Origin of the sequence: Aminobacterium sp. UBA4834 (genome assembly GCF_002400205.1) — a bacterium.
GTDB lineage: Bacteria > Synergistota > Synergistia > Synergistales > Aminobacteriaceae > Aminobacterium > Aminobacterium mobile.
The window spans coordinates 46,415-66,218 of sequence record NZ_DHFC01000016.1 but is presented as its reverse complement, the minus strand read 5'-3'; the positions used below and the strand labels follow the sequence as shown (position 1 = coordinate 66,218).

Genomic DNA, 19,804 nt, shown 5'->3' with positions numbered 1-19,804 from the left:
TCACTATGCGATAATTTTATTTTTCAATATACACTTGGGTAAGTTTCGTCATATAGTCTCCCAAGAAATCAAGATGAACGTTCTTTACATTCGGTCCTGTAACGAGGCTGTTCGTGCTATAGAAAAGGAAAAGCCACACTGCATCATCAACAATTTTCTGTTCTGCCTTCTTGTAAAGCTCAATACGTTTCTCACGGTCAGTTTCTCGACGAGCGTCCACAAGCCACGTATCTACATCTTCGTTCTTATATCGAGAGTAGTTCCCTTGAGGGCCAATGTTCCCTGAGTAGAACAATGTGTAAAGGAAGTTATCAGGGTCTACATAATCTCCAGCCCATCCAGCCCTAAACAAGCCATAATCGCCACGACGAACGGCATCATAATGTGCCCCTACCTCAGAAGAGGAAAGATTCATTTTAATGCCAAGCTCGGCAAGCTGCGCCTGAACTGCTTCGCCTATAGCCTTATGACGAGGGTTATTATTGTAATGGAGAGTAACCTCAAAACCTTTCTCGTACCCTGCTTCTTTCAAAAGCGCTTTGGCTTTTTCAGGATTATAGGAATAACATCTCATATCAGGATTATAGGCGGGCATACCAGGGGGCAGAACACCTTTTGCTACCGAATAACGTCCATTAAGGACTAATTCACTAATAGCCTCTCTATTCACTGCGTAATTCAGAGCCTGCCGAACCTTAATATTGTCAAAAGGAGGCTTCGTCTGGTTCATGCCGTAATACTGAACGTCCAAACCTGGTATTTCCTGGAACTGACCTTCAAATTCTTTTTTAATTTCGCGATAATACTCGTCAGGAATATCTGGCAGCACATCGATATTACCCTTCTTAAACTCAAGATAGGCTACACTATTATCGGGGATAACAACAAGATCGATACCATCAAGATAGGGGAGCTGATTCCCATCAGCGTCTTTTCCCCAATAATCGGGGTTCTTTCGGAAGGAAACGAGGTTATCATGATCCCATTTTTCAAGAACAAACGGTCCAGTACCAACTGGATGGAAGGTAAACTCCTTCCCCCACTTTTCCGCATCTTCCTTAGGAACAATGCCAAAATTGGGGTATGTCATAACCGCAAGGAAGGGAGCAAAAGAAGACTCGAGGGTGAACTGAATCGTATACTTGTCAAGGACTTTGATGCCACTCCATTCATCAACCTTGCCATCATTCAGGTCTTTATACCCAGCAATGCTGCTTGCGAAGAAGACCCGCGCTGCTTTCATCTTTACGAGACGTTCAAAGCTGTACTTTACGTCCTCTGCCGTCATCTCGCGACCACCATTCAGCGTCGCTTCTCCTAAAACTGTTTTCTGGAAGTGAACTCCTTTACGAAGATGAAAGGTCCAAACTGAAGCATCGTCGCTAACTTCCCAACTTTCGGCCAAAAGAGGCAGTATCTTTTTCCCATCTGCAGATGTAGTTACCAAAGTTTCCAGATACAGGTTTGAACCACGGGTTGCCACTGTAATGTTAGAAAAAACTGGATCGAGAGAAGGTGGATCATTGATCAAGCGCCACCTCAAAATGCCACCTGGCTGAGGGGCAGCAAAAGCCGCAGACACAACAAAAACACACGCTAACGCCATGAGCAAAGCTATCCATAATTTTTTCTTCATGCAGTTCTTCCCTCCTACGAGAATATAGAAAAGCTCGTCGCACCTTCCTAAAAGTATATTCATCATATAATCAATGCTTTGAATTATCAATCGGAGCATACAAAAAATGATTCATATTCCTTAAGAGAACGACGAATATTCCCATCTCGCCCTATAGTCGTTTCAGCACAAATCATAGAATTCAACACCGCCTCTTCTGTAGCCTCTACAACTCCACGAAAAACAACATTTATATGATTTTCATTAAACATCCCTATAGGGCAAACCGCTCTGTCTTCATAGTGCGAAAACCGATTAGCCGTAGTGAAAGCCAACGCAATCTCGCCGCTGCCATTCCCAATATAAGCTCCCGTACGGGTAATGCCTACGGAAGCACGACGGCAAACTCGCTTCAGCTGTCGTTCAGTCATAGGAATATCAGTAGATATAATAACAATAATGGATCCTTGTTCTTTTTCTTTTAGCGAAGATTCGACTTCTACTATTTTTCTCCCGACTTTCAAGCCATCAATAACTAAGTCTCCCTTCTCCCCAAAATTTGAGAGAACTAAAACACCGAGAACAAATTTTTCTCCGCCTATAGTAAAAACACGTGAAGCTGAGCCAATCCCCCCTTTAAGCTGGTAACACGACATTCCCCTACCTGCCCCTACACTCCCCTCTTCAAATTCCTTATCCGCACGTGCGAGGGCAGAAAAAATATTCTCCTCCTTTACATGCAAACCACGAATGTCGTTTAAAAAGCCATCGTTACACTCGCATACTACAGGGTTGACCGTTCCCGTTTCTCGACCTATATCTTTATTTTCTTTTAACATATAGCGCACCAATGCTTCTACTGCCGTCCCTGTACTCAATGTATTTGTAAGAATAATAGGCGTTTCAAGGGTCCCCATTTCTTCTACTTGTACCAATCCCACAGATTTACCAAAACCGTTAATTACATGACACGCTGCCACTAATTTCTCCTGAAACATATTCCCCTCATGAGGAAGAATCGCCGTGACACCTGTTTTTACAGATCCTTCATCAAGAGTACAGTGCCCCACTTTTACTCCCGGAACATCTGTAATAGCATTTAATGCTCCTCGCTCCATTTGACCAATTAAAATACCATAATCAGCAATACGTTTCTGTTTTTTCATAAAACTACTCCCTCATTTTTACGCAAAGTGACAAGCAACCCAATGCTTTGTCTCTATTTCACGCCACTCTGGAACCTCTCTTTTACAAATATCTTTCGCCATAGAGCAACGGGAATGGAAACCACACCCCGAAGGAGGATTTACAGGACTTGGAATGTCTCCACGACACCTCCGGAAAACCATAGATGGTTTTTCTCCGGCCTCATCCACCCCCTATATATGTAAAATATCCATCTACACATCCTTCCAAATTCTAGAAGAAACTCTACATTAACCTACAAAAATGCCTATAGGTACGTTGTATGTGATCGGCCATAGATAGTTTGGCCTCCTCACTATCCTTATTTTCTATGGCTCGTATAATACGAGCATGTTCTGAGTTTGTATGGTGGTCAGGATCTTGAGGGAACGCCTTTTTTTCCGCAAGGTTTCGGTAGGTACGGTAAAAGCTTCCAAGATAGAAAGTATAGAGTTGCGCTCGCCAATAGAGCTGGAGAGCAAAACGTTGCAAATATATATTTTCACTGAGCCGAACGATAGAAAGGTGGAATTTTTCGTTGAGATTGGCGAAACGCTCTTTTTCATCACTATCATAAAGGCGTCGCTCTTGCATATTATAGTCCCAAAGAAGTGCAATATCTTCCGGTGTGGCATTAGAAGCCGCGTAGTAAGCACATTGAGCTTCAACCACTTCCCGAGAAACATAAACCTGTTGCATATCCTCAGGAGTAAGAATGGGGATTGCATATCCCTTCTGCCCTTCCCTATTTTCAAGAACTCCCTGCGCAATAAGACGACTAATAGCCTGTCGTATAGGAGTACGGCTCACACCTAGTTCTTTACTCAGGGCCGTTTCATAAATTCTGTCTCCGGGGCGCAATTCTTTGGCAACAAGCTTTGCGATAACATGGCGAAAAACTACCTCATCTGCTCGTAGTTTTCCCTCCATTCCGTTCCCCCCTTCCCCTTCATCCCTAAATGGATAAAAAAATGGGTCCATTTGTCTATCCATTTTTACAACGATCATTTATAATTGTCAATCAAAGCATTGAATTCTTATTATTGAGGTGATTCCAGTGAAGATCTACATAAGCGTGGATATGGAAGGGGCTACCGGCATCGTAAGTCCTTTACACGTACGTGCCGAGGCTGTAAATGAATACGCTTTTGGGTGCACAATGCAATATCACGATCTAAAAGCCGTCGTTGAAGGAGCACTTGAAGCTGGCGCAACCGAAATACTTGTAAACGATTCACATGCACGAATGATTAATATTGATGTATCGCAGTTGCCCAAAGAGGTTCGGCTTATCTCTGGAACTCCCAAAGCACTTGGCATGATTGAAGGGGTTCAAGGATGCGACGGAGCATTTTTTATCGCCTACCATGCTATGGCAGGGACGCCAGAAGCGGTGCTAGACCACACTGTTTCTGGAAGTTCTGTCTTCAACGTAACGCTCAATGGCCACAACGTAGGTGAGACCGGGCTCAATGCCGCAGTCTGTGCTGAACATCATATTCCCGTAGCACTCGTCTCTGGAGATGCCGCCGCCTGTCGAGAGGCTCTGGCGCTTTTAGGGAGCAATCTCATTACGTGTGCTGTAAAAGAAGGGCGCTCTAACAGCTGCGCAACCCTATTACCTCCTTCCGTCTCTTTCTCTCTTTTGAAAGAAGCGGCAAAAAAAGCAGTAGCGTCTATACAATCTAAAAAAGCCCCCGTTATGAAAATTGCTACTCCTTATTCCTTAGAGATTACGTTTAAATATTCCCGCCAATGTGACGAAGTGTCTTATGTTCCAGGGGTTATTCGCGTAGATGGGCGAACGGTACGAATGGAAGGTTCTACCATGGAAGAGATGCGACACTGGATAGGGATAGCCACATCTCTGGCAGGTTCAATAAAACTATAACCCTACGACAGGGGGTGAGGCAGTCTTCCTTACCCTCTCTCTTTCTATACCTGTACAAAAAGCATACACTCCACAAGCTTTCTGTTCTCTGGAAGATTGTCATTTCGCTTCCTGTTTGTTAGAAAAAATAATCGACAGATTGCTTTAAAAACATCTTGGCGGAGGAGTTTTCAAGCCCTCTATTCTCCCTTTTACTTTGATGTGGGGACTCCTCCGTCTGGGGTGTTTTTCTCTAACCACTTCACCACGTCTTCACGGCTACGGATCTCTTTTTTAGCCACAGCTTGACGAAGCCCTACTTTCAAAATGCCAATAAGAGGGCCCTCCTCCACATTGAGCATCGACATGAGCTCATCACCATCTGGAAGAAAATCTGCACAAAATAGCCGAGCTGCCGTTGCGCTATAGAGAATACGGTTTTTTCGACATAACTCGTCAGATTTCCCCGACGCCGCCAATATTGCACGAGCAAGAAGGAACAACTTTTCAACTATGTGTGCCCCTAGCTCTCCATTTATAGAAACCGCTGTTTCTAAAGAGAGGGGAGACAGCAGTAATGAATGATACTTTACCAACATCTCGATTTCGTTGCGAAGAGCAGCCGGCCATGCCCAATCAATTAAATATTTTTCTACAGACGGACAGCCTACATGATGAAGCAATGCCGCCATTTGTACGGCGCTTTCCGCATGAATGTTTTGAGCCGACTGAAGGGAAAGAAGTGAATGAAGGAGCCTCCCTCCTTCATAGTGGTCACCAAAAACAAGGCGCTGATCTTTCAAAACTTCAAGGAAAGGGAAAAAAACAGGCATAAGTTGATGACTGCTCACCAATCGGAAAAAAAGCAAGGCATCTCCATCAAGAGCTTTCAGAACTTCATGCCCAATTCGTTCCCCAGGAATAGGCGGAATAAGGGGGGCAAAAGCCTTCACAGCATTGGAAGAATCTTCATCTATTTTTAAACTCAGCGAGGCTGAAAAGCGGCAGAGACGCAATGTTCGAATGGGGTCATCCTTAAGACGCTCCACAGGATCGCCGTTAAAGCGAAGAAGCCCCTTTTCTAAATCTATCAGCCCTCCAAAAGGATCATACACGTCCCCCTCTCCATCTATAGCTATGGCATTTACCGTAAAATCCCGCCTCCCCAAATCTTCTTCAAGAGGATATGAGCCGAGGGGGAAAATATCCACGTGCTCTCCCTCAAAAAAGATTATGCCAGTTCGCTTCCCCTTCTTTCCAACAAAAATAGCGTGGGGAAAAATATTCTGAATTTCTCCTTCCTCTCCTTCAACAGCTACATCCATGTCAGAAAAGGAAGTGCGTCCCATCAATAAATCTCTCACTGCACCACCCACAAGCCAGGCACGTTTGCCTTCCTTAGCGAAAAGACGGATAAGCCGTAAGGCTCGGCATAAAGCCATCTTCATTCCCCCTTCCCAACAAGCCTTATAAGGTAATATAGTATAATATATGTGTATATGCACAATTTATTAGCCAGCATAAGCTTCTCTGACCTTATGGAATAATATATAGTATACATGCACCTGAAAGCAGGTGATAAAAGTGAGGAACTACCAAAAGCCCCCAAAAAGACATAGAGAAGGCCCCTCTCTCCTCATGCAGTTTCTTATAGTCTTCTGTGTTATTGTTTTGTCCTTACTTTTTGTTATTGCCATCGATAAATATACCCATCCTGGCCGGGATTGGAGCGATACTCTCCTCTTACGAATGATGGTCGAGCGTCGTCTCGCCAAGCCTTATTTCAAATAACAAAGGGAAAGAAACAGTTATCCTTTTTAGAATAAAAAAATATTCATTTTTATTTATTGCAAATTATAGCTCTTGTCTAAGAAAAAAATAAGAGAGAGCGGGGACCCTATTACTATAGGTCCCCGCTTTGTGCTGTGAGGTGTTTCGGAGGTAAAATCTTTATATACGAAAAATATTCATATAAATCACGTGACAAGCCATTGAAAGCTAAAGAATATAGGCTTTAACGCCCTTTCTCCTAATGGCAAATTCCCGGCAACGCCATCTCTCTGAACACGTTTGAGTCCCATTAGCTACAGCTACAGCTAGGTTGAAAAGATCATTGCCAAGCTCGGAAATGCTTTTCCCTGCATCAATAACAGGGCCAGCGTTGAAATCTATGTTATCTCGCATATTATTGTAGGTAGTTGTATTACTCGAAACTTTAATAACCGGGACACCAGGACATCCAGTAGGAGTTCCCCGGCCAGTGGTAAAGAATATGAGATTCGCTCCTCCGGCTGCCATAGCAACCATAGATTCTACGTCGTGACCTGGTGCATCCATCACGACAAGGCCTCTTCCTCTAGGGCATCCACCGTGAGGAACAACTTCCTGTATGGGGCGCGTTCCACCTTTTCGAATACATCCCAAAGATTTTTCTTCCAGAGTGCTCAGACCTCCTGCAATATTGCCAGGAGCTATATCTGCTATTTCGCTATGACCAACTTGAGCCATAAAACCCTCTGTCTCGCGAACATACTCCATAAGGTTCTCCGCCACTTTTGCAGAGACACATCGCTGGGCCAATATATCTTCAGCGCCAAGGAATTCTGTAACTTCTGTAAGAAAAACTGTTGCGCCACTATCTACAAAGTGATCACAAGCATGCCCTACAACTGGATTAGCAGAAAGACCTGAATAACTATCGGAAGCACCACATTCTGTCCCAACAATAAGGGAGGATAGAGGAACATCTACCTTCACGTCTTTTTCAAGAAGGGCCATAAACTCTCGCACTATAGCATCAGCTTTCTCAATAGCTCGGCCTGTGCCCCCTTCTTTCTGGATTGAAACAACTCCTACTGGTTTCCCAGAAAGACGAATGCCTTCGTATACCTCATGCAGTTTGATGGTTTCGCACCCTAAACTGACAAGAAGGACGGCACCGAAGTTAGGATTTCTGCCTAATCCTACAAAAATGTCTGTGATCTCCTTATTGCTTGATGGATCGAAAGTACAGCCGTATGGATGGGGAACAGTGATAGCATCAGGATATCTTCTTCCCATCTCCTCAACTACCGAATTGGCACAAACAACGAGAGGGAGAACAAGAATATGGTTACGAATACCCACCGTCCCATTTTTTCGCATATATCCCTTTAGGGTTTTATTTTTATCTCCCATGCTAATCCACCTTCGATTCCTTCCCACGGTGACTACGGATATTGTGAACATGAACCATGGCTCCAGCACCAATATCAGATGTAGCTGTCCCGATAGTTTTTCCATACTTATAAACAGTTGCACCCTTAGGAATAGCAGTTATGGCGACTTTAAACCCTTTCGGTATCTTTTCTTCAGCAACCAGCGTTCCGTCAAAGTCTCGAGCGACGAGAACCTCTCCCTCTTGAATCTCGCGAAAAGTAGTTAGTACATTGTCTTTCTTGTCGATAAGAATGGCGTTCGGCATTTCTTTTTTTTGAGATTCGCTGCACTCTTTTTCCTCTCCAAGAAGGCTACAACCTTCCCGAGAAAAACGGTTCATTTCATCTATTGTCTCTCGAAGATCTCTCTCTTCATCGTCTGAAGGAAAGGCTTCAGATGATATATAGCCTTTATAGCCGACCTTCATCAACGCCGCAAAAAACGGAGCAAGATCCAGATTCCCTTGACCTAAAGGTTTCCTATCAGAATCACACACATGAACATGATCCAGATACGGAGCTGCAAGAGCAACGCTCTCTGTTGCGTTCTCTTCCTCTATAACAAGATGCATATAATCGAGCATAAGACGAACGTTGACAACATTCAGGTCTTTAACGAAATCCACGCCATCCTGAGTAGATATAATGAAATTTTCATAGTACCGGTTAATAGGTTCTAGCAAAAGGTGAACATCCCTGTTCAGTTCCGCAACGTCCCTAAGCCCATCTTGAACCCACCTCAGAGTATCTTCTTTGGGAACCCCATCAACAAATCGCCCCCGCGCTCTTCCTATACTCACATGCGTATTCAGAAGAGCTGCCGCCTCCACTAAAGCCTTGAATCGCTTAAGGGCTTCTCGTCTTACTGCAAGATCAGGGTCTCCCAAAGAGATTTTGTCTTCTCCGTACATTTCTCCAGTACATAAAGAGCAGACAGGCAAATCATATTTTTTAGAGAGGCTATAAATCTGATCAAAATCCACATTGAAAGGATTTTTTAACATCACCTCTACACCCTGGTACCCTAACTCCTTTAACCTCGGGAAAAGGTCTTCAAAAGGACCCCGAACTCCTGTAACCTGACTTCCCTGAACGTCTGGAGTAATAATCATAAACGCAAAACGCATAGCTTCACCCCATTTTTACTTTTTACGTTCCAGAGGTAACACGTACAAATCCTGAACAAGAGCCACTCGACGCATCTTTTTGGATTGTACCAACTGAAGAGCATCACCGATGGAAGAACAGACAGGAATACCAGAAATCTCCTCCACTTCCTTCTTCACGTGGCAGTTATCTGTGACAAGTACGAGGGTCTTTGTTTCCATAATTTTTCGAATAGCACAAGAAGCTGATACCCCCAAAGGATCTGATACTTTTCTACCTGCGAGAAGACTTTCTATCTCTTTCACAGACATACGGAGAGCTGATGCAAACTCTGGATGATCACCTGTACCATCGATCAGAGGAGAAGCCAGAATAATTACTCCCCCGTCAGGCACCAAATGCTCTCCAATATAAAACCCTTTCCCGCTTTGCCACAAATCTTGACTAGCTGGGTAAGAAGAGATAATAGCTACGTCGAATCGTTCGTCAAACTCCTGGCAGGAGTATTCCATGCCAATACGTATCCCTTCCATAAGAGTACTATCAGGAGTTCCTGCCACTACTCCGTAATACCCCTCCGCTCCCGAAACAAAATTCACAACAAAGCTTAAGCCAGCTCTTCGTCCCACTTCGTCTATAAAAGTGCGGAACCAGTTCGGATACATGCCTGGCGCAATCTGCTCACGAAGAAGGGCTCGGCAGTGTGTCTGGAATATAGTTTCATACCCACTCAGCCCTGGGGTAATAATCTTTCCACCACCAGACCATCCACAAAAGCGATGAGGAACTGTAGAACCTACAGCAAGAATGGTCCTAGCTTCTTTGAGGTGTTTGTTCAAAAGTACAGGAATACCATCAAGATCTCCATAACTTTCTAAAGACTCTGAGGCGTAACAGTTATGTTGATATACCTTAAAACGTTTTCCGTACTCCCCTAACTTCCCATCAACTTCCTCCGGAATCATTTCTCTATGTGTTCCATTGGCCGTAATAATGCTTATATCAGAGTCTTTTAGACCACACTGTTCTAGACGAGGAACAAGAACATCTAAAACTTCTTTTACAGGCGTACTACGAGTATGATCATCTACAATTAAGAGTAATGGAGCTCCTTTTTCTTCCAAAACTTCTTCTAGAGATTTACCGCATGGAGCATTCAGAGCACTGCTGACAGCTCGACAAATAGCCTCCGGGCTTTTGGCAATCACCCCGCTGCGACTTTTCATCTGCTGCACTACAACGTCCTCTGGAAGAGTAAAAGACAACTCTTTATCTTTGGTATAGGTTAAAGAGTAGCGTTGCTCCATTTTTCTCCACCTCACTTCTTTGCGAAGTACATATTTTGGATCGTATCCTGATTTTTAAGCTCTTCTGCACTGCCTTCAAGAGTAATAGCGCCTTGAGACAAGATATAAATTCTGTCACTGAGAGGAAGAGAAAGCTTGGCATTCTGCTCTACCAGCAAAAGTGTAAGTTTTCTTTTTTCCATAATCTCTTTCAACGTCTTAAAGATACGAATAACAACAACAGGTGCCAGTCCCATGGAAGGCTCGTCTACCATGATCAACTCATTCCCAGAAACCATGGCTCGACCAATAGCCAGCATCTGCTGCTCTCCACCACTCATGGTTCCGGCAAACTGCTTTTTACGACGTCCGAGTTCGGGGAAGAGCTCGTAAACCTGTTCAATTTCCGAAGCCCTTTTAGACGCTGGTTTCAACAGAGCTGACGCCACTTCTAAGTTCTCTTGGACACTGAGCTCAGGAAAAACCTGTCGTCCTTCAGGGACATGGGCTATACCTGCCTTCGCAACTTTATGAGGCTGCAACCCTAGAATAGACTGTCCCCTAAAGAGAATATCCCCACCTTCTTCAGGTCGAACCAAGCCGGAAATAGTGCGCAGTAATGTAGATTTTCCAGCCCCGTTAGGACCAAGAACCGAAACGACTTCTCCCTCTTCTATTCGAATATTTACGTTTCGGAGAGCATAAATTCCGTTATATGTTACTGAGAGGTTTTCGATCGATAAGAGACTCATTCCATATCCTCCCCACCCAGATATGCAGCGACAACATCAGGATCTTTCTCCACATCTTCGAATTTCCCTTCGCAAATAACTTGGCCGAAATTAAGAACATACACCCAATCAGACACTTCTCTGATAAACTCCATAGTATGTTCCACAAGCAACATGGTGATTCCCTTCTTTTTAAGAAGGAGCATGATCTGCATAATATCTTTGAACTCATCTTTCGTCATACCTGCTGCTGGTTCGTCAAGGAGGAGCAGTTTGGGTTCCAATGCCAGCGCCCTGGCAATTTCCAAAGCTCTCCGCTTCCCATAAGGCAGAGAGGTCGGGCGCTCGAAAGCTTCCTTCTCAAGACCTAGAAGCTTGAGAAGTTCCATGGAATAGTCAAACTGTTCCTTCTCCTCTTTTTTAAGCCGAGGTGTAGCAAAGAAAATATCAAAAAGCGATGATCCAAAAAATTTTCGTCGGGCCGTCAGCACATTTTCTACTACAGAAAGGCTGTTAAAAAGGTTTATACGCTGGAAGGTTCTCGCTATTCCACGGCGAGCGTACTGGAATCCCTCAAGCTTCGTAATATCTTGTCCTTCCAAAAGGATACTGCCTGACGTAGGCTTCATAGCTCCTGATACCTGGTTAATAAATGTTGTTTTTCCTGACCCGTTAGGACCTATAAGGGCTGTTACCGCCCCTTTTGTAATCTTTATATCTACTTCATTATTGGCCAATACACCGCCAAAGGCTTTTGTCATTTTTTGAGTTTCTAAAAGGATGCTCATCGGTTCAGCCCCCTTACATGATGCAAGGTCTGCGTCATATCGTTCTTGCTGCCAAAAATCTTATTGAAAAGTTTCGAAAAATAGGGGCCAAGGCCTGTAGGAAGCAAAACAACGAACAAAATCGCTATTAAGGAAGTGAAAAGCATATAGTAGGTTTCCCACCCTTTGAACTTAAGAAGCTCAGGAAGAAATGTAAGACCTACGCCGCCAATAATTCCACCGCCCATGTGTTTTAGCCCGCCTACTACCGCCATAGCAACAAAGTTCGAAGACTCTCCGAATGTAAAAGGCTCCGGGCTGAGGAAGCCGGCAAAGTGAGCATAGAGAGCTCCAGCCAAACCTGCCAGAGAGGAAGCAAAACCAAAAGCAAAAATCTTTGCCTTCTTCGAACTGATGCCACAAGACTCTGCTGCCACTTCGTCGTCATTAATGGCAAACATGGCTCGACCTATATAAGAGTGTTTTATACGGTACATTAAAAGAATAGAAATACAGAGAATGGCAAGGAACACATAGTAATAGGCTCTGTTATCAAAGAAATGTTCGCCTATATGGAACTGAGGAATACCGAACAAGCCGCCAGGCCCGCCTGTAAGAGGAATCGCATTCAGAACGAGCATCCACACAACTTGCCCAAAAGAAATAGTGACAAGAGACAAAAAGAAGGCTTTCAACGAGAAAGAAGGAATACTCAAAATCAGTCCCGCCGCAAGGCTGAGTAAGATACCGCCAACAATACCTACGGGGATAGGGAGACCCAGGCGAGTTGTCAAAAGAGCCGTCCCATAAGCACCGATAGCATAAAAACCCGCTTGTCCCAAGGATATCTGCCCAGCAAATCCTGTTAGGAAAACAAGCCCCGAAACAAGAATAGCGTGAAGCAGCGCCCTATTCGTAAGGAAAACCCTAAAATCTTTCGTCTCTACCATGGGATAGCTAAGGAGCAACAATACCCCTATTATAATAAAAAATTTACGTGAAAGTTTCATATTCTACGCCTCCTCCCCTACTTATCCCTGTTACCAGTCCAGTTAAAGACTCCACTGGGCCTTACTATGAGAACAAGAACGAGGATACAGAAAGAGATGACATCTTTGTACGTTGAAGAGATAAACAGGGTTGAGAAGTTTTCTATAATGCCCAAAACAACTCCACCTAAAAGGGTGCCATAGGGATCCATCAATCCTCCCATAACTGCCGAGGCAAAACCTTTAACACCAATGCTCCCGCCTCCCAACTCCAGGGAAACGAAATAGACTGGAGCCAGAAGAATCCCGGCAATACCAACAACCATGGTAGAAAGCATAAATGCTAGAGATCTCGAAAGATTGACGTTAACTCCCATGAGTTGGGCGGCAGTTCCGTTCTGAGCAGTAGCTCTGAAAATTTTCCCCACTAAAGTTTTTCTCAATAGGAAGTGAAGGAAAGCCATCAGGAAAAGAACCACGGCAAAAATATAGAAATAGAACTTCGGCAAACGAACGCTACCGACCTCAACCAAATCCGCAGAAGACCCGAAAACTGGCGGGAATGGCTTGGGCAATCCCCCATAAATGACAATGATGACTGTCAACCAGAAAGTACACACCATCAAGGTCGCCACAACAAACTCCATTCTAGCTCCACCTCGACGGATGATGGGTTCATAAATAAGATAACGCAACATCAAGCCGTATAGAGCCAGAAGGGCTATTGAAAAGACAAAGGATAGTACGAATCCCAACTTTAAACTTGAGTAGAACGTATAAAAAAGATAGGCGCTCAACATAGCTGAGCTAATATTCGCAAAGTTAATCCGTTCAATACTCTGCCACAGGAATACAACTCCCAAACCTATGAGTCCGTATGTACAACCTATGGACATGCCGCTAACTAAGTTTTGAACCACATCGCTCAGGTTCATAAGTTTCCCTCCACTATAACTTTAAAGAAATAAATGCCGTTGCTGCCCCTCTTCGAGAGTCAGCAACGGCTCTCGGCACGTATTTAACTTCGATTCAAAGAGGTGCTGTTAATGTAGCAGCCTCAAAAATCTATTGTTTTTCCCAGATAGATCCGTTATAACGTGCTATAAATGTATAGTTAGTGAAGTTATGATTCTCGTCACACTTCATCATGCCCTGTACGCCATCAATCTGAACTTCGTTCAGAGCTTTGATCAAAGCCGGGCCATCAGTGCTCTTTGCTGCTTCAACAACTTTTGCAAAGAGATAGATACCATCATAATAAGCCTGACCAGGATCTGTAGGAGATTCGTTATCCCACTTTGCGCTATAATTTTTCACGAAATTCTGGACTGCCTGGGAAGGATCATTCTCGTCAAAGCCCATAGCAGCATATACGCCAACCATAGCGTCTCCGGCAAGATCCTTTACGACAGGAGCACTCCAAGCAGAGAAACCAATAAGAGGTACGTCAAGCTGGAGCTGCCGAGCCTGAGTGATGCAGATGGCTGCTTCTGGCTCATGTGTAAAGCCAACGAGACAATCGAATCCGGAGTTCTTCAGCTTAAGAAGCTGACCTGTAGCGTCTTTGTCTCCTTCTTTCATCTGCTCTTTTGCCACAACTTCGATGCCATATTTCTTAAACTCTCTTTCTGCTACTGCCAAAGCTGCTGTACAATAGTCAGTGGTACCGTAAATAATTCCGGGTTTTTTCACATCAAGCTTCTCAACAACGTACTTCACAATGGCTGAAACTCTTGCGTCGTCGTTTGCTCTCAAGCGGAATAGATAATCGTTTTTAGTTTTGCTATAATCCAAGTTTGGCGATGTGGCGGCTACCAACATGGGTATTTTGGACTGTTTCGCAAGTGAGTGGACACCGAGAACAGCACTACTCATATTGGGCCCGAAAATAGCTACCACATCGTCATTAATGACCTTCCGCACAACGTTCATAGCGGTGCTGGGGTTAGCCTGGTCATCGTACACAAGCATCTCGATCTGTTTCCCATCAATGCCGCCTTTGGCGTTGATTTCGTCAACAGCTAGCTGAGCACCCTTTTTAATAAAATCTCCCAGGATGGAACCCAGACCCGTAAAAGGAGCCACAAGGGCTATCCGAATTGTATCTGCAGCAAGGGCAGATCCAGAAAGGCAGAAAACAAGTAAAAGAGCTGCGATTAACCGTACACTGCGTTTCATCGTATGTTGATCCTCCTTTGTAAAGATCAAGTCCTACAGAGTTCTTCTTTGTTTCTCCCAATATTGCAACCTATGACACGTAATGCTTATGAATTGGGTTACGACAGTTTCTCTTTTTTGACGTCCCCCCTTTTGTTACTTCTCGTTTTTATACTCCTCGTACAAGCGTTTAAACTCTTCTTCGGAAACTACGTCTCTTTTTTCCCGACCAAGAGCTTTCACTCGATCAGTTAAAGGCTGAAGATCATCTTCCTCGTAAGGAAGGGCAAGCTTATCAAGGAACAGAGATATGCTATCCTTTCCGCTAGATCCACCTATAACGATATTTGCCTCTTCACGGCCGACCACACTTGGTAGATAAGGGAACATAGCTGCCTGAATCCCTGCTTCTTCCAGACGAGTTTTCGCCTGTACAACAACTCCAGACTCCATCCAGAATAGGCGCGTACCTGTTATAGGCTTATTTCTGTGAATAGGAATCTGTGTTATTTTCTCTACCATCTTGGTAATGCTGTCTATTTTCTTCAGGTCGATACCTGTATGGATGTTCAGCAACAGTTCTAAAGCTGCCGCAACCTCTTCTGTAGCTACGTTTCCTGTTCGTTCGCCTAAAGCATTAATAGAAGAATGAATGCCCGAAACACCGGCATAGGCAGCAGCCATAACAGACCCCATGGCCATGCCGAACTCGTTGTGCACGTGGAACTCTACGGGAATCTTCAGTTCTTCTTTAAGCTCACGAACGGCGCGATAAACGGCATGAGGAGTGGCCACACCAAAGCTATCTGTAAAAACTACTGCTTCAGGATGTACCGCATCGACTACGGCCTTATAGATTTTCTTGGCGTACTCAAGAGTGCCACGGGTTACATCCCATCCCATAAAGGTAACTTTCAAGCCAAGGGATTTTGCATACTCAATATTACTGACGATACGATCGATGAGTTTTTCCGTATCCACGTGATAGGCATAATAGTCTGTATAAGGATTAACAGCGTGTTCTATAATGACTTTTTCAACACCTGTCTTAGCAGCACTCTCAATATCATCACGACGAGCTCTGCAGAAAGGAATAAGCTCAGCCTTCAAGTTCATCTTTACCAGACGGGCAATGGCTCGGCCAATATCGTCAGAAATGATGGGCATTCCCACCTCAATGCTTTTTACGCCAAGGTCATTAAGGGCAACTGCAATGTCCACTCGCTCGTCTTCAGTCCAGTTCAAGCCACACGTCTGTTCTCCATCGCGAAGGGTTACATCATGGATATAAACAGATTCAGAAGTCTCTTTTCCTTTTACTTCAGGCATGAAATTCATGGGAGAAACCCATTTTTCATCGCTAAAGTATGGTGCTCCCTCCATAGGCATATTTTCCAGTAGCTTCATGTACATTCCTCCTTCATTCTGTAAAAAAGTCGTATTGTTTAAAGTTAAGCCATTAAACAAGCAAGAAGCATTGAGTGGTATCGCTCTTCCTTTCCAGCTGAGCGAGAAGTCAGAACTACGGGCTTTCGAGTGCCAGCCACAATTCCCGCCGATGGGAAATTACCGATATATGTCAACCCCTTGCAAAAGATATTACCCGCATCAAGAGAAGGGACAATAAACAAATTCGCCTTCCCTGCAACAGGACCAGACAGACCTTTTAAAGCGGCAGCTTCAAGGGAGAAAGCATTATCTAATGCTAAAGGGCCTTCTATATATTCTTCCTGTGACAGGGAAGGGCGAAGATCACGAACAATCTCAAAAGCTTCTACCGAAGAGGGAACCGCAGGAGCGGGAGCCTCTACACTAGACAAAACCGCCACTCGACGATGGGATATGCCAATTTGTCTCATAACATGCAGGGCATTTAAAATAATGATTTTTTTCTGTTCGATAGTGGGTTGAACCATAATACTGGGGTCAGAAACGAAGAGGAGATCGCGATCGGGAATTTCATATACAGCTACGTGAGTAAGCAAAGAACTTGTCAAAAGATTTTTTCGTTGCAAAATTCCCTTAAGGAAAGCCCCTGTATGAACAAGACCTTTCATCAAACAAGATACAGCGTCATCCTCTAAGAGCTCACAAGAGCGCTCGATAGCTACAGCATCCTCTTTCTCTTCTACTATTTCGAAAGGAGTCAGCTCAATATTAGATTTTTTTGCTGTTTCTTCTATTTTCTTACAATCCCCTACAAGGACACCCTTACAAAAGCCCTTCCTCGTTCCTTCGGAAAGAGCTACTAAAATGCTTTCTTCATAGGGACATGGGACAGCGAACGTTATCTTTCCAAGATTTGATTTTTCTTGGAGAGCATTCTCTAATTCTAAAAAACTTTTCACTCTTCTTCGCCTCCTGGGTAGATTCTGGGACTCTCTTGACCGTTGAGCACCCCTAATACACGCCTGGCCAGAGTATCTACCTCAAAGCTTCCTGGGTAGATGTACACTGGAGCGACAGGCAAAAAAGTTTCTTTTAAAAAGGAAGTAACTTTCAAGGAATGTGCAATTCCTCCAGTAACACAAAGAGCATCCACAGAGAAGGAAAGAACCGCCATAAGGCTCCCAATTGTTTTTGACAGTTGCAAGAGGTAAGCATTCATTACTAATGCGCTTTGAGAATCTCCCTCTTCGATCCGTCTTTCTACTTCTTGCATATCTTTTGTTCCAAGGTAGGAATAAAAGCCTCCCTCTCCTTCTATCTTTCGCATTACTTGCTCTTTCGTATATTTACCAGAGAAGCAGAGATTTACTAGCTCCAGAGTGGGAAGGCCTCCTGCCCGTTCTGGAGTAAAACTTCCTTCAAAATCATTCACAAGATCGATCATCTGGCCTTTTTTATGTGCGCTAACAGTAGTTCCACCGCCTAGATGAGCCACAACCAGGTTTACATCCTCATAAGATTTCCCAAGGTCACAGGCTGCACGGAAGGCAACTTCCTTGCTATTTAAAGCATGCCCTAAAGACTTACGTTCTATATCTTTCAGTCCAGAAAGCCGGGACTCTGGCAAAAATTCATCCACCGAAACCGGATCTACTACAAAAACAGGACATTTAGAAGCTGCAGCAAGCTCTTTCCCTATAAGTACCGCTAGCGCAGAAGCATGTTTCCCCGATGTCCCATTAAGACTATCCTCTATCATTTGGCCATTCATCCTATAAACCCCTGAGGGGATAGGGCGAAGCCGACCACCTCTTGCTGCTACTGCAGATATATCCTTAGCTGACACCCCTACCTCTGCAAATAGCTCCTCTACAACCTGTCGTCTTACACGTACTTGAGCAAAGACATCTGCTGCCAATTCTTCTGGGGAATGAGAAACTGAACGCTCCAAAAGACATTCCCTATCAGAATACAGTGCCACCTTTGTTGACGTAGAACCAGGATTAAGCACAGCTATGAGTTTCTTCGTATCTCGATCAATATGGATGGCACGCATGAACAGACCTCCTTAAGCCCAACTCTTATGACTTACGATCTTTTCTATAATCTTTCGTAAAATCTCTATAGAGGACTCGGAAAGCACATTCTCATATTCAATAACTCGCTTCCCCATCCTTTCAAAGACATCTTTCTTATGCATAAGCGCAAATTTAGAGACGACAAGAATATCTGAGACAGCCGCAACCCGTCTAATATCATCATCACTAGAGTACCCTTCGGTAATAAGATCTCCCTTAATGCCCAGATTCAGAAGAGATGACTTCAAACCTTCACTCCCACCACGAGGAGACATACATATCACGCCGATCCTCATATCTTTAGGGCATTCCAGAAGTTGTTCCACCACCTTCAAATATGGGCCGAGGTTGATGCCATAAATGTTCTGGCGACTGCCTAAAACTCTCTTCACTTCCGGGTAGTGTCCAGCCGTAGTAATGATCACATCAAAAGAATCCAAAAAACTCTCTTCAACTCGTTTTTCTACCAGGCTGTCTAGCAAGACCCCTTCCACCGTAATGGCGAGAGCATTTGTTAAATCTTTTACATATTGTTCAAGGGCAAAGGGATTACATTCTACAAAAAGAGCTTTTACATTAGACCCGCTATTTTTCTCTTTCAGCATAAGCATTTGGGCCATATTCACGAACTCTTCAGAACTAAAACCCAACTCTGATGCTTGCTGCATTGCTTTTTTTAAGACGGATACAAACTCTTTCGTCTCTTTACGAGGAGGTATATCAAGGTTTTGAGCCACATAAGTACCTGCAGCTTGACGAATATCAAGATACCCCTCTTCTTCCAACTCCCTATAAGCCTTTGCGACCGTATTCCTATTCGTTTTCAAAAAAGCAGCGAGCTCTCTTACACTGGGAATTTGCATACCAGGAGACAACTCTCCACTTAAAATCAAATATCTTAATTGAACTTTAATCTGCTGATTTAACGGGATGTCACTCGTTGTATCTAATAATAAATTCACTCTATCCCCGCCCTTTTATAAAAGGTCAATCATTTTTTGGCACGCTGTATCATACCACTATGACAGTTAAAAAACAACATCTCTTCACAAAGTAAATATATGGTAAAATACCAGCATAAACCAGCATTTCCGGAAAATGTTGGTTGTAATAACACATAGCAACTGTCTCTTTTTAGAGACAGTTGCGTCCTATTTCTCCATTCATAGAATGGAAATGCATCATTCATCACTTGTTGCGCTATTTAAGAATGAAAAAGGGAAATCCAGCAAAAATATTTTTTAATACATTGGAATCCCTAGAAATCTTTGATTACAAAGAATATTTATCCAATATGCGAACCAGCGGTCCGTTAAACGGATAAAAAACCTTGACTTCTTTCTCTTTCTCCCTTTATATACATGTGTTATGTCCTCAGAAGTTTTAGAAAAAGGAGCTTTACATTAATGAATTTTATAAAATAAGAAGGAGAG

19 protein-coding genes are annotated in these 19,804 nt (G+C 43.8%); 2 read left to right on the top strand and 17 right to left on the bottom strand.

Annotation, left to right across the window (positions count from 1 at the left end):
• Positions 1 to 16 precede the first annotated feature (16 nt).
• The 4 genes from B3L97_RS05585 to B3L97_RS05570 all read right to left on the bottom strand — a co-directional run bounded on the left by B3L97_RS05585 (position 17) and on the right by B3L97_RS05570 (position 3,730).
• Positions 17 to 1,636, bottom strand: a complete 1,620-nt coding sequence (locus B3L97_RS05585) for an ABC transporter substrate-binding protein (protein ID WP_024821553.1) — start codon at positions 1,634 to 1,636, stop codon at positions 17 to 19.
• A gap of 86 nt (positions 1,637 to 1,722) precedes the next feature.
• Positions 1,723 to 2,781, bottom strand: coding sequence for a P1 family peptidase (locus tag B3L97_RS05580; RefSeq protein WP_024821552.1), 1,059 nt, complete (start codon positions 2,779 to 2,781; stop codon positions 1,723 to 1,725).
• A gap of 18 nt (positions 2,782 to 2,799) precedes the next feature.
• Positions 2,800 to 2,964: an oligopeptide/dipeptide ABC transporter ATP-binding protein gene (locus B3L97_RS05575; protein WP_286934509.1), complete on the bottom strand. Its 165-nt coding sequence runs from the start codon at positions 2,962 to 2,964 to the stop codon at positions 2,800 to 2,802.
• Between the two features lie 82 nt (positions 2,965 to 3,046).
• Positions 3,047 to 3,730 carry a GntR family transcriptional regulator gene (locus B3L97_RS05570; protein WP_024821547.1) on the bottom strand — a complete coding sequence of 228 codons (684 nt, stop codon included), beginning with the start codon at positions 3,728 to 3,730 and terminating at the stop codon, positions 3,047 to 3,049.
• 127 nt (positions 3,731 to 3,857) lie between these two features.
• On the opposite strand from B3L97_RS05570, the gene B3L97_RS05565 reads away from it, so the two are divergent.
• On the top strand, positions 3,858 to 4,691 hold the full coding sequence (locus tag B3L97_RS05565; RefSeq protein WP_286847521.1) for a M55 family metallopeptidase: 834 nt from the start codon (positions 3,858 to 3,860) through the stop codon (positions 4,689 to 4,691).
• Positions 4,692 to 4,882: 191 nt separating this feature from the next.
• On the opposite strand, the gene B3L97_RS05560 is transcribed toward B3L97_RS05565, so the two are convergent.
• Positions 4,883 to 6,112 carry a CCA tRNA nucleotidyltransferase gene (locus B3L97_RS05560; RefSeq protein WP_024821541.1) on the bottom strand — a complete coding sequence of 410 codons (1,230 nt, stop codon included), beginning with the start codon at positions 6,110 to 6,112 and terminating at the stop codon, positions 4,883 to 4,885.
• A gap of 196 nt (positions 6,113 to 6,308) precedes the next feature.
• Between B3L97_RS05560 and B3L97_RS05555 the strand changes: the two genes are divergently transcribed.
• Positions 6,309 to 6,461 carry a hypothetical protein gene (locus B3L97_RS05555; protein ID WP_156923317.1) on the top strand — a complete coding sequence of 51 codons (153 nt, stop codon included), beginning with the start codon at positions 6,309 to 6,311 and terminating at the stop codon, positions 6,459 to 6,461.
• 207 nt (positions 6,462 to 6,668) lie between these two features.
• On the opposite strand, the gene B3L97_RS05550 is transcribed toward B3L97_RS05555, so the two are convergent.
• The 12 genes from B3L97_RS05550 to B3L97_RS05495 all read right to left on the bottom strand — a co-directional run bounded on the left by B3L97_RS05550 (position 6,669) and on the right by B3L97_RS05495 (position 19,333).
• Positions 6,669 to 7,847 carry a UxaA family hydrolase gene (locus tag B3L97_RS05550; RefSeq protein WP_024821539.1) on the bottom strand — a complete coding sequence of 393 codons (1,179 nt, stop codon included), beginning with the start codon at positions 7,845 to 7,847 and terminating at the stop codon, positions 6,669 to 6,671.
• A gap of 1 nt (position 7,848) precedes the next feature.
• The gene (locus B3L97_RS05545; protein WP_024821538.1) at positions 7,849 to 8,994 is read right to left on the bottom strand and encodes a TIM barrel protein; all 1,146 of its coding nucleotides are present in this window, start codon (positions 8,992 to 8,994) and stop codon (positions 7,849 to 7,851) included.
• A 15-nt stretch (positions 8,995 to 9,009) separates the two neighbouring features.
• A complete protein-coding gene (locus tag B3L97_RS05540) occupies positions 9,010 to 10,281 on the bottom strand; it encodes a lactate racemase domain-containing protein (protein WP_286934508.1) in 1,272 nt (423 codons plus the stop codon).
• Positions 10,282 to 10,292: 11 nt separating this feature from the next.
• Complete coding sequence (locus tag B3L97_RS05535; RefSeq protein WP_024821536.1) at positions 10,293 to 11,012, bottom strand: ABC transporter ATP-binding protein; 720 nt, start codon at positions 11,010 to 11,012, stop codon at positions 10,293 to 10,295.
• Positions 11,009 to 11,779, bottom strand: coding sequence for an ABC transporter ATP-binding protein (locus B3L97_RS05530; protein ID WP_024821535.1), 771 nt, complete (start codon positions 11,777 to 11,779; stop codon positions 11,009 to 11,011). The genes B3L97_RS05535 and B3L97_RS05530 overlap by 4 nt, the downstream gene beginning before the upstream one ends.
• On the bottom strand, positions 11,776 to 12,768 hold the full coding sequence (locus tag B3L97_RS05525) for a branched-chain amino acid ABC transporter permease (RefSeq protein WP_024821534.1): 993 nt from the start codon (positions 12,766 to 12,768) through the stop codon (positions 11,776 to 11,778). The genes B3L97_RS05530 and B3L97_RS05525 overlap by 4 nt, the downstream gene beginning before the upstream one ends.
• A 17-nt stretch (positions 12,769 to 12,785) precedes the next feature.
• The gene (locus B3L97_RS05520; RefSeq protein ID WP_024821533.1) at positions 12,786 to 13,682 is read right to left on the bottom strand and encodes a branched-chain amino acid ABC transporter permease; all 897 of its coding nucleotides are present in this window, start codon (positions 13,680 to 13,682) and stop codon (positions 12,786 to 12,788) included.
• 130 nt (positions 13,683 to 13,812) lie between these two features.
• A complete protein-coding gene (locus B3L97_RS05515) occupies positions 13,813 to 14,925 on the bottom strand; it encodes an ABC transporter substrate-binding protein (RefSeq protein ID WP_034326186.1) in 1,113 nt (370 codons plus the stop codon).
• A 135-nt stretch (positions 14,926 to 15,060) separates the two neighbouring features.
• Positions 15,061 to 16,311 carry a LeuA family protein gene (locus B3L97_RS05510; RefSeq protein ID WP_211235515.1) on the bottom strand — a complete coding sequence of 417 codons (1,251 nt, stop codon included), beginning with the start codon at positions 16,309 to 16,311 and terminating at the stop codon, positions 15,061 to 15,063.
• Between the two features lie 44 nt (positions 16,312 to 16,355).
• On the bottom strand, positions 16,356 to 17,252 hold the full coding sequence (locus B3L97_RS05505) for a phosphate acyltransferase (RefSeq protein ID WP_024821531.1): 897 nt from the start codon (positions 17,250 to 17,252) through the stop codon (positions 16,356 to 16,358).
• Positions 17,249 to 18,349, bottom strand: a complete 1,101-nt coding sequence (gene buk, locus B3L97_RS05500) for a butyrate kinase (RefSeq protein ID WP_024821530.1) — start codon at positions 18,347 to 18,349, stop codon at positions 17,249 to 17,251. The genes B3L97_RS05505 and buk overlap by 4 nt, the downstream gene beginning before the upstream one ends.
• Before the next feature lie 12 nt (positions 18,350 to 18,361).
• Entirely contained in the window at positions 18,362 to 19,333 is a 972-nt protein-coding gene (locus B3L97_RS05495) for a GntR family transcriptional regulator (RefSeq protein WP_024821529.1), read from the bottom strand.
• Positions 19,334 to 19,804: the final 471 nt, after the last annotated feature.

Bases quoted from the DNA above. Each gene is read 5' to 3' on its own strand.
- B3L97_RS05535 (WP_024821536.1), bottom strand. From the start codon at position 11,012: ATGAGTCTCTTATCGATCGAAAACCTCTCAGTAACATATAACGGAATT.
- B3L97_RS05520 (WP_024821533.1), bottom strand. From the start codon at position 13,682: ATGAACCTGAGCGATGTGGTTCAAAACTTAGTTAGCGGCATGTCCATA.
- B3L97_RS05550 (WP_024821539.1), bottom strand. From the start codon at position 7,847: ATGGGAGATAAAAATAAAACCCTAAAGGGATATATGCGAAAAAATGGG.
- B3L97_RS05575 (WP_286934509.1), bottom strand. From the start codon at position 2,964: ATGGTTTTCCGGAGGTGTCGTGGAGACATTCCAAGTCCTGTAAATCCT.
- B3L97_RS05580 (WP_024821552.1), bottom strand. From the start codon at position 2,781: ATGAAAAAACAGAAACGTATTGCTGATTATGGTATTTTAATTGGTCAA.
- B3L97_RS05555 (WP_156923317.1), top strand. From the start codon at position 6,309: ATGCAGTTTCTTATAGTCTTCTGTGTTATTGTTTTGTCCTTACTTTTT.
- B3L97_RS05515 (WP_034326186.1), bottom strand. From the start codon at position 14,925: ATGAAACGCAGTGTACGGTTAATCGCAGCTCTTTTACTTGTTTTCTGC.
- B3L97_RS05540 (WP_286934508.1), bottom strand. From the start codon at position 10,281: ATGGAGCAACGCTACTCTTTAACCTATACCAAAGATAAAGAGTTGTCT.
- B3L97_RS05510 (WP_211235515.1), bottom strand. From the start codon at position 16,311: ATGAAGCTACTGGAAAATATGCCTATGGAGGGAGCACCATACTTTAGC.
- B3L97_RS05525 (WP_024821534.1), bottom strand. From the start codon at position 12,768: ATGAAACTTTCACGTAAATTTTTTATTATAATAGGGGTATTGTTGCTC.
- B3L97_RS05585 (WP_024821553.1), bottom strand. From the start codon at position 1,636: ATGAAGAAAAAATTATGGATAGCTTTGCTCATGGCGTTAGCGTGTGTT.
- B3L97_RS05530 (WP_024821535.1), bottom strand. From the start codon at position 11,779: ATGAGCATCCTTTTAGAAACTCAAAAAATGACAAAAGCCTTTGGCGGT.
- B3L97_RS05545 (WP_024821538.1), bottom strand. From the start codon at position 8,994: ATGCGTTTTGCGTTTATGATTATTACTCCAGACGTTCAGGGAAGTCAG.
- B3L97_RS05560 (WP_024821541.1), bottom strand. From the start codon at position 6,112: ATGGCTTTATGCCGAGCCTTACGGCTTATCCGTCTTTTCGCTAAGGAA.
- buk (WP_024821530.1), bottom strand. From the start codon at position 18,349: ATGCGTGCCATCCATATTGATCGAGATACGAAGAAACTCATAGCTGTG.
- B3L97_RS05570 (WP_024821547.1), bottom strand. From the start codon at position 3,730: ATGGAGGGAAAACTACGAGCAGATGAGGTAGTTTTTCGCCATGTTATC.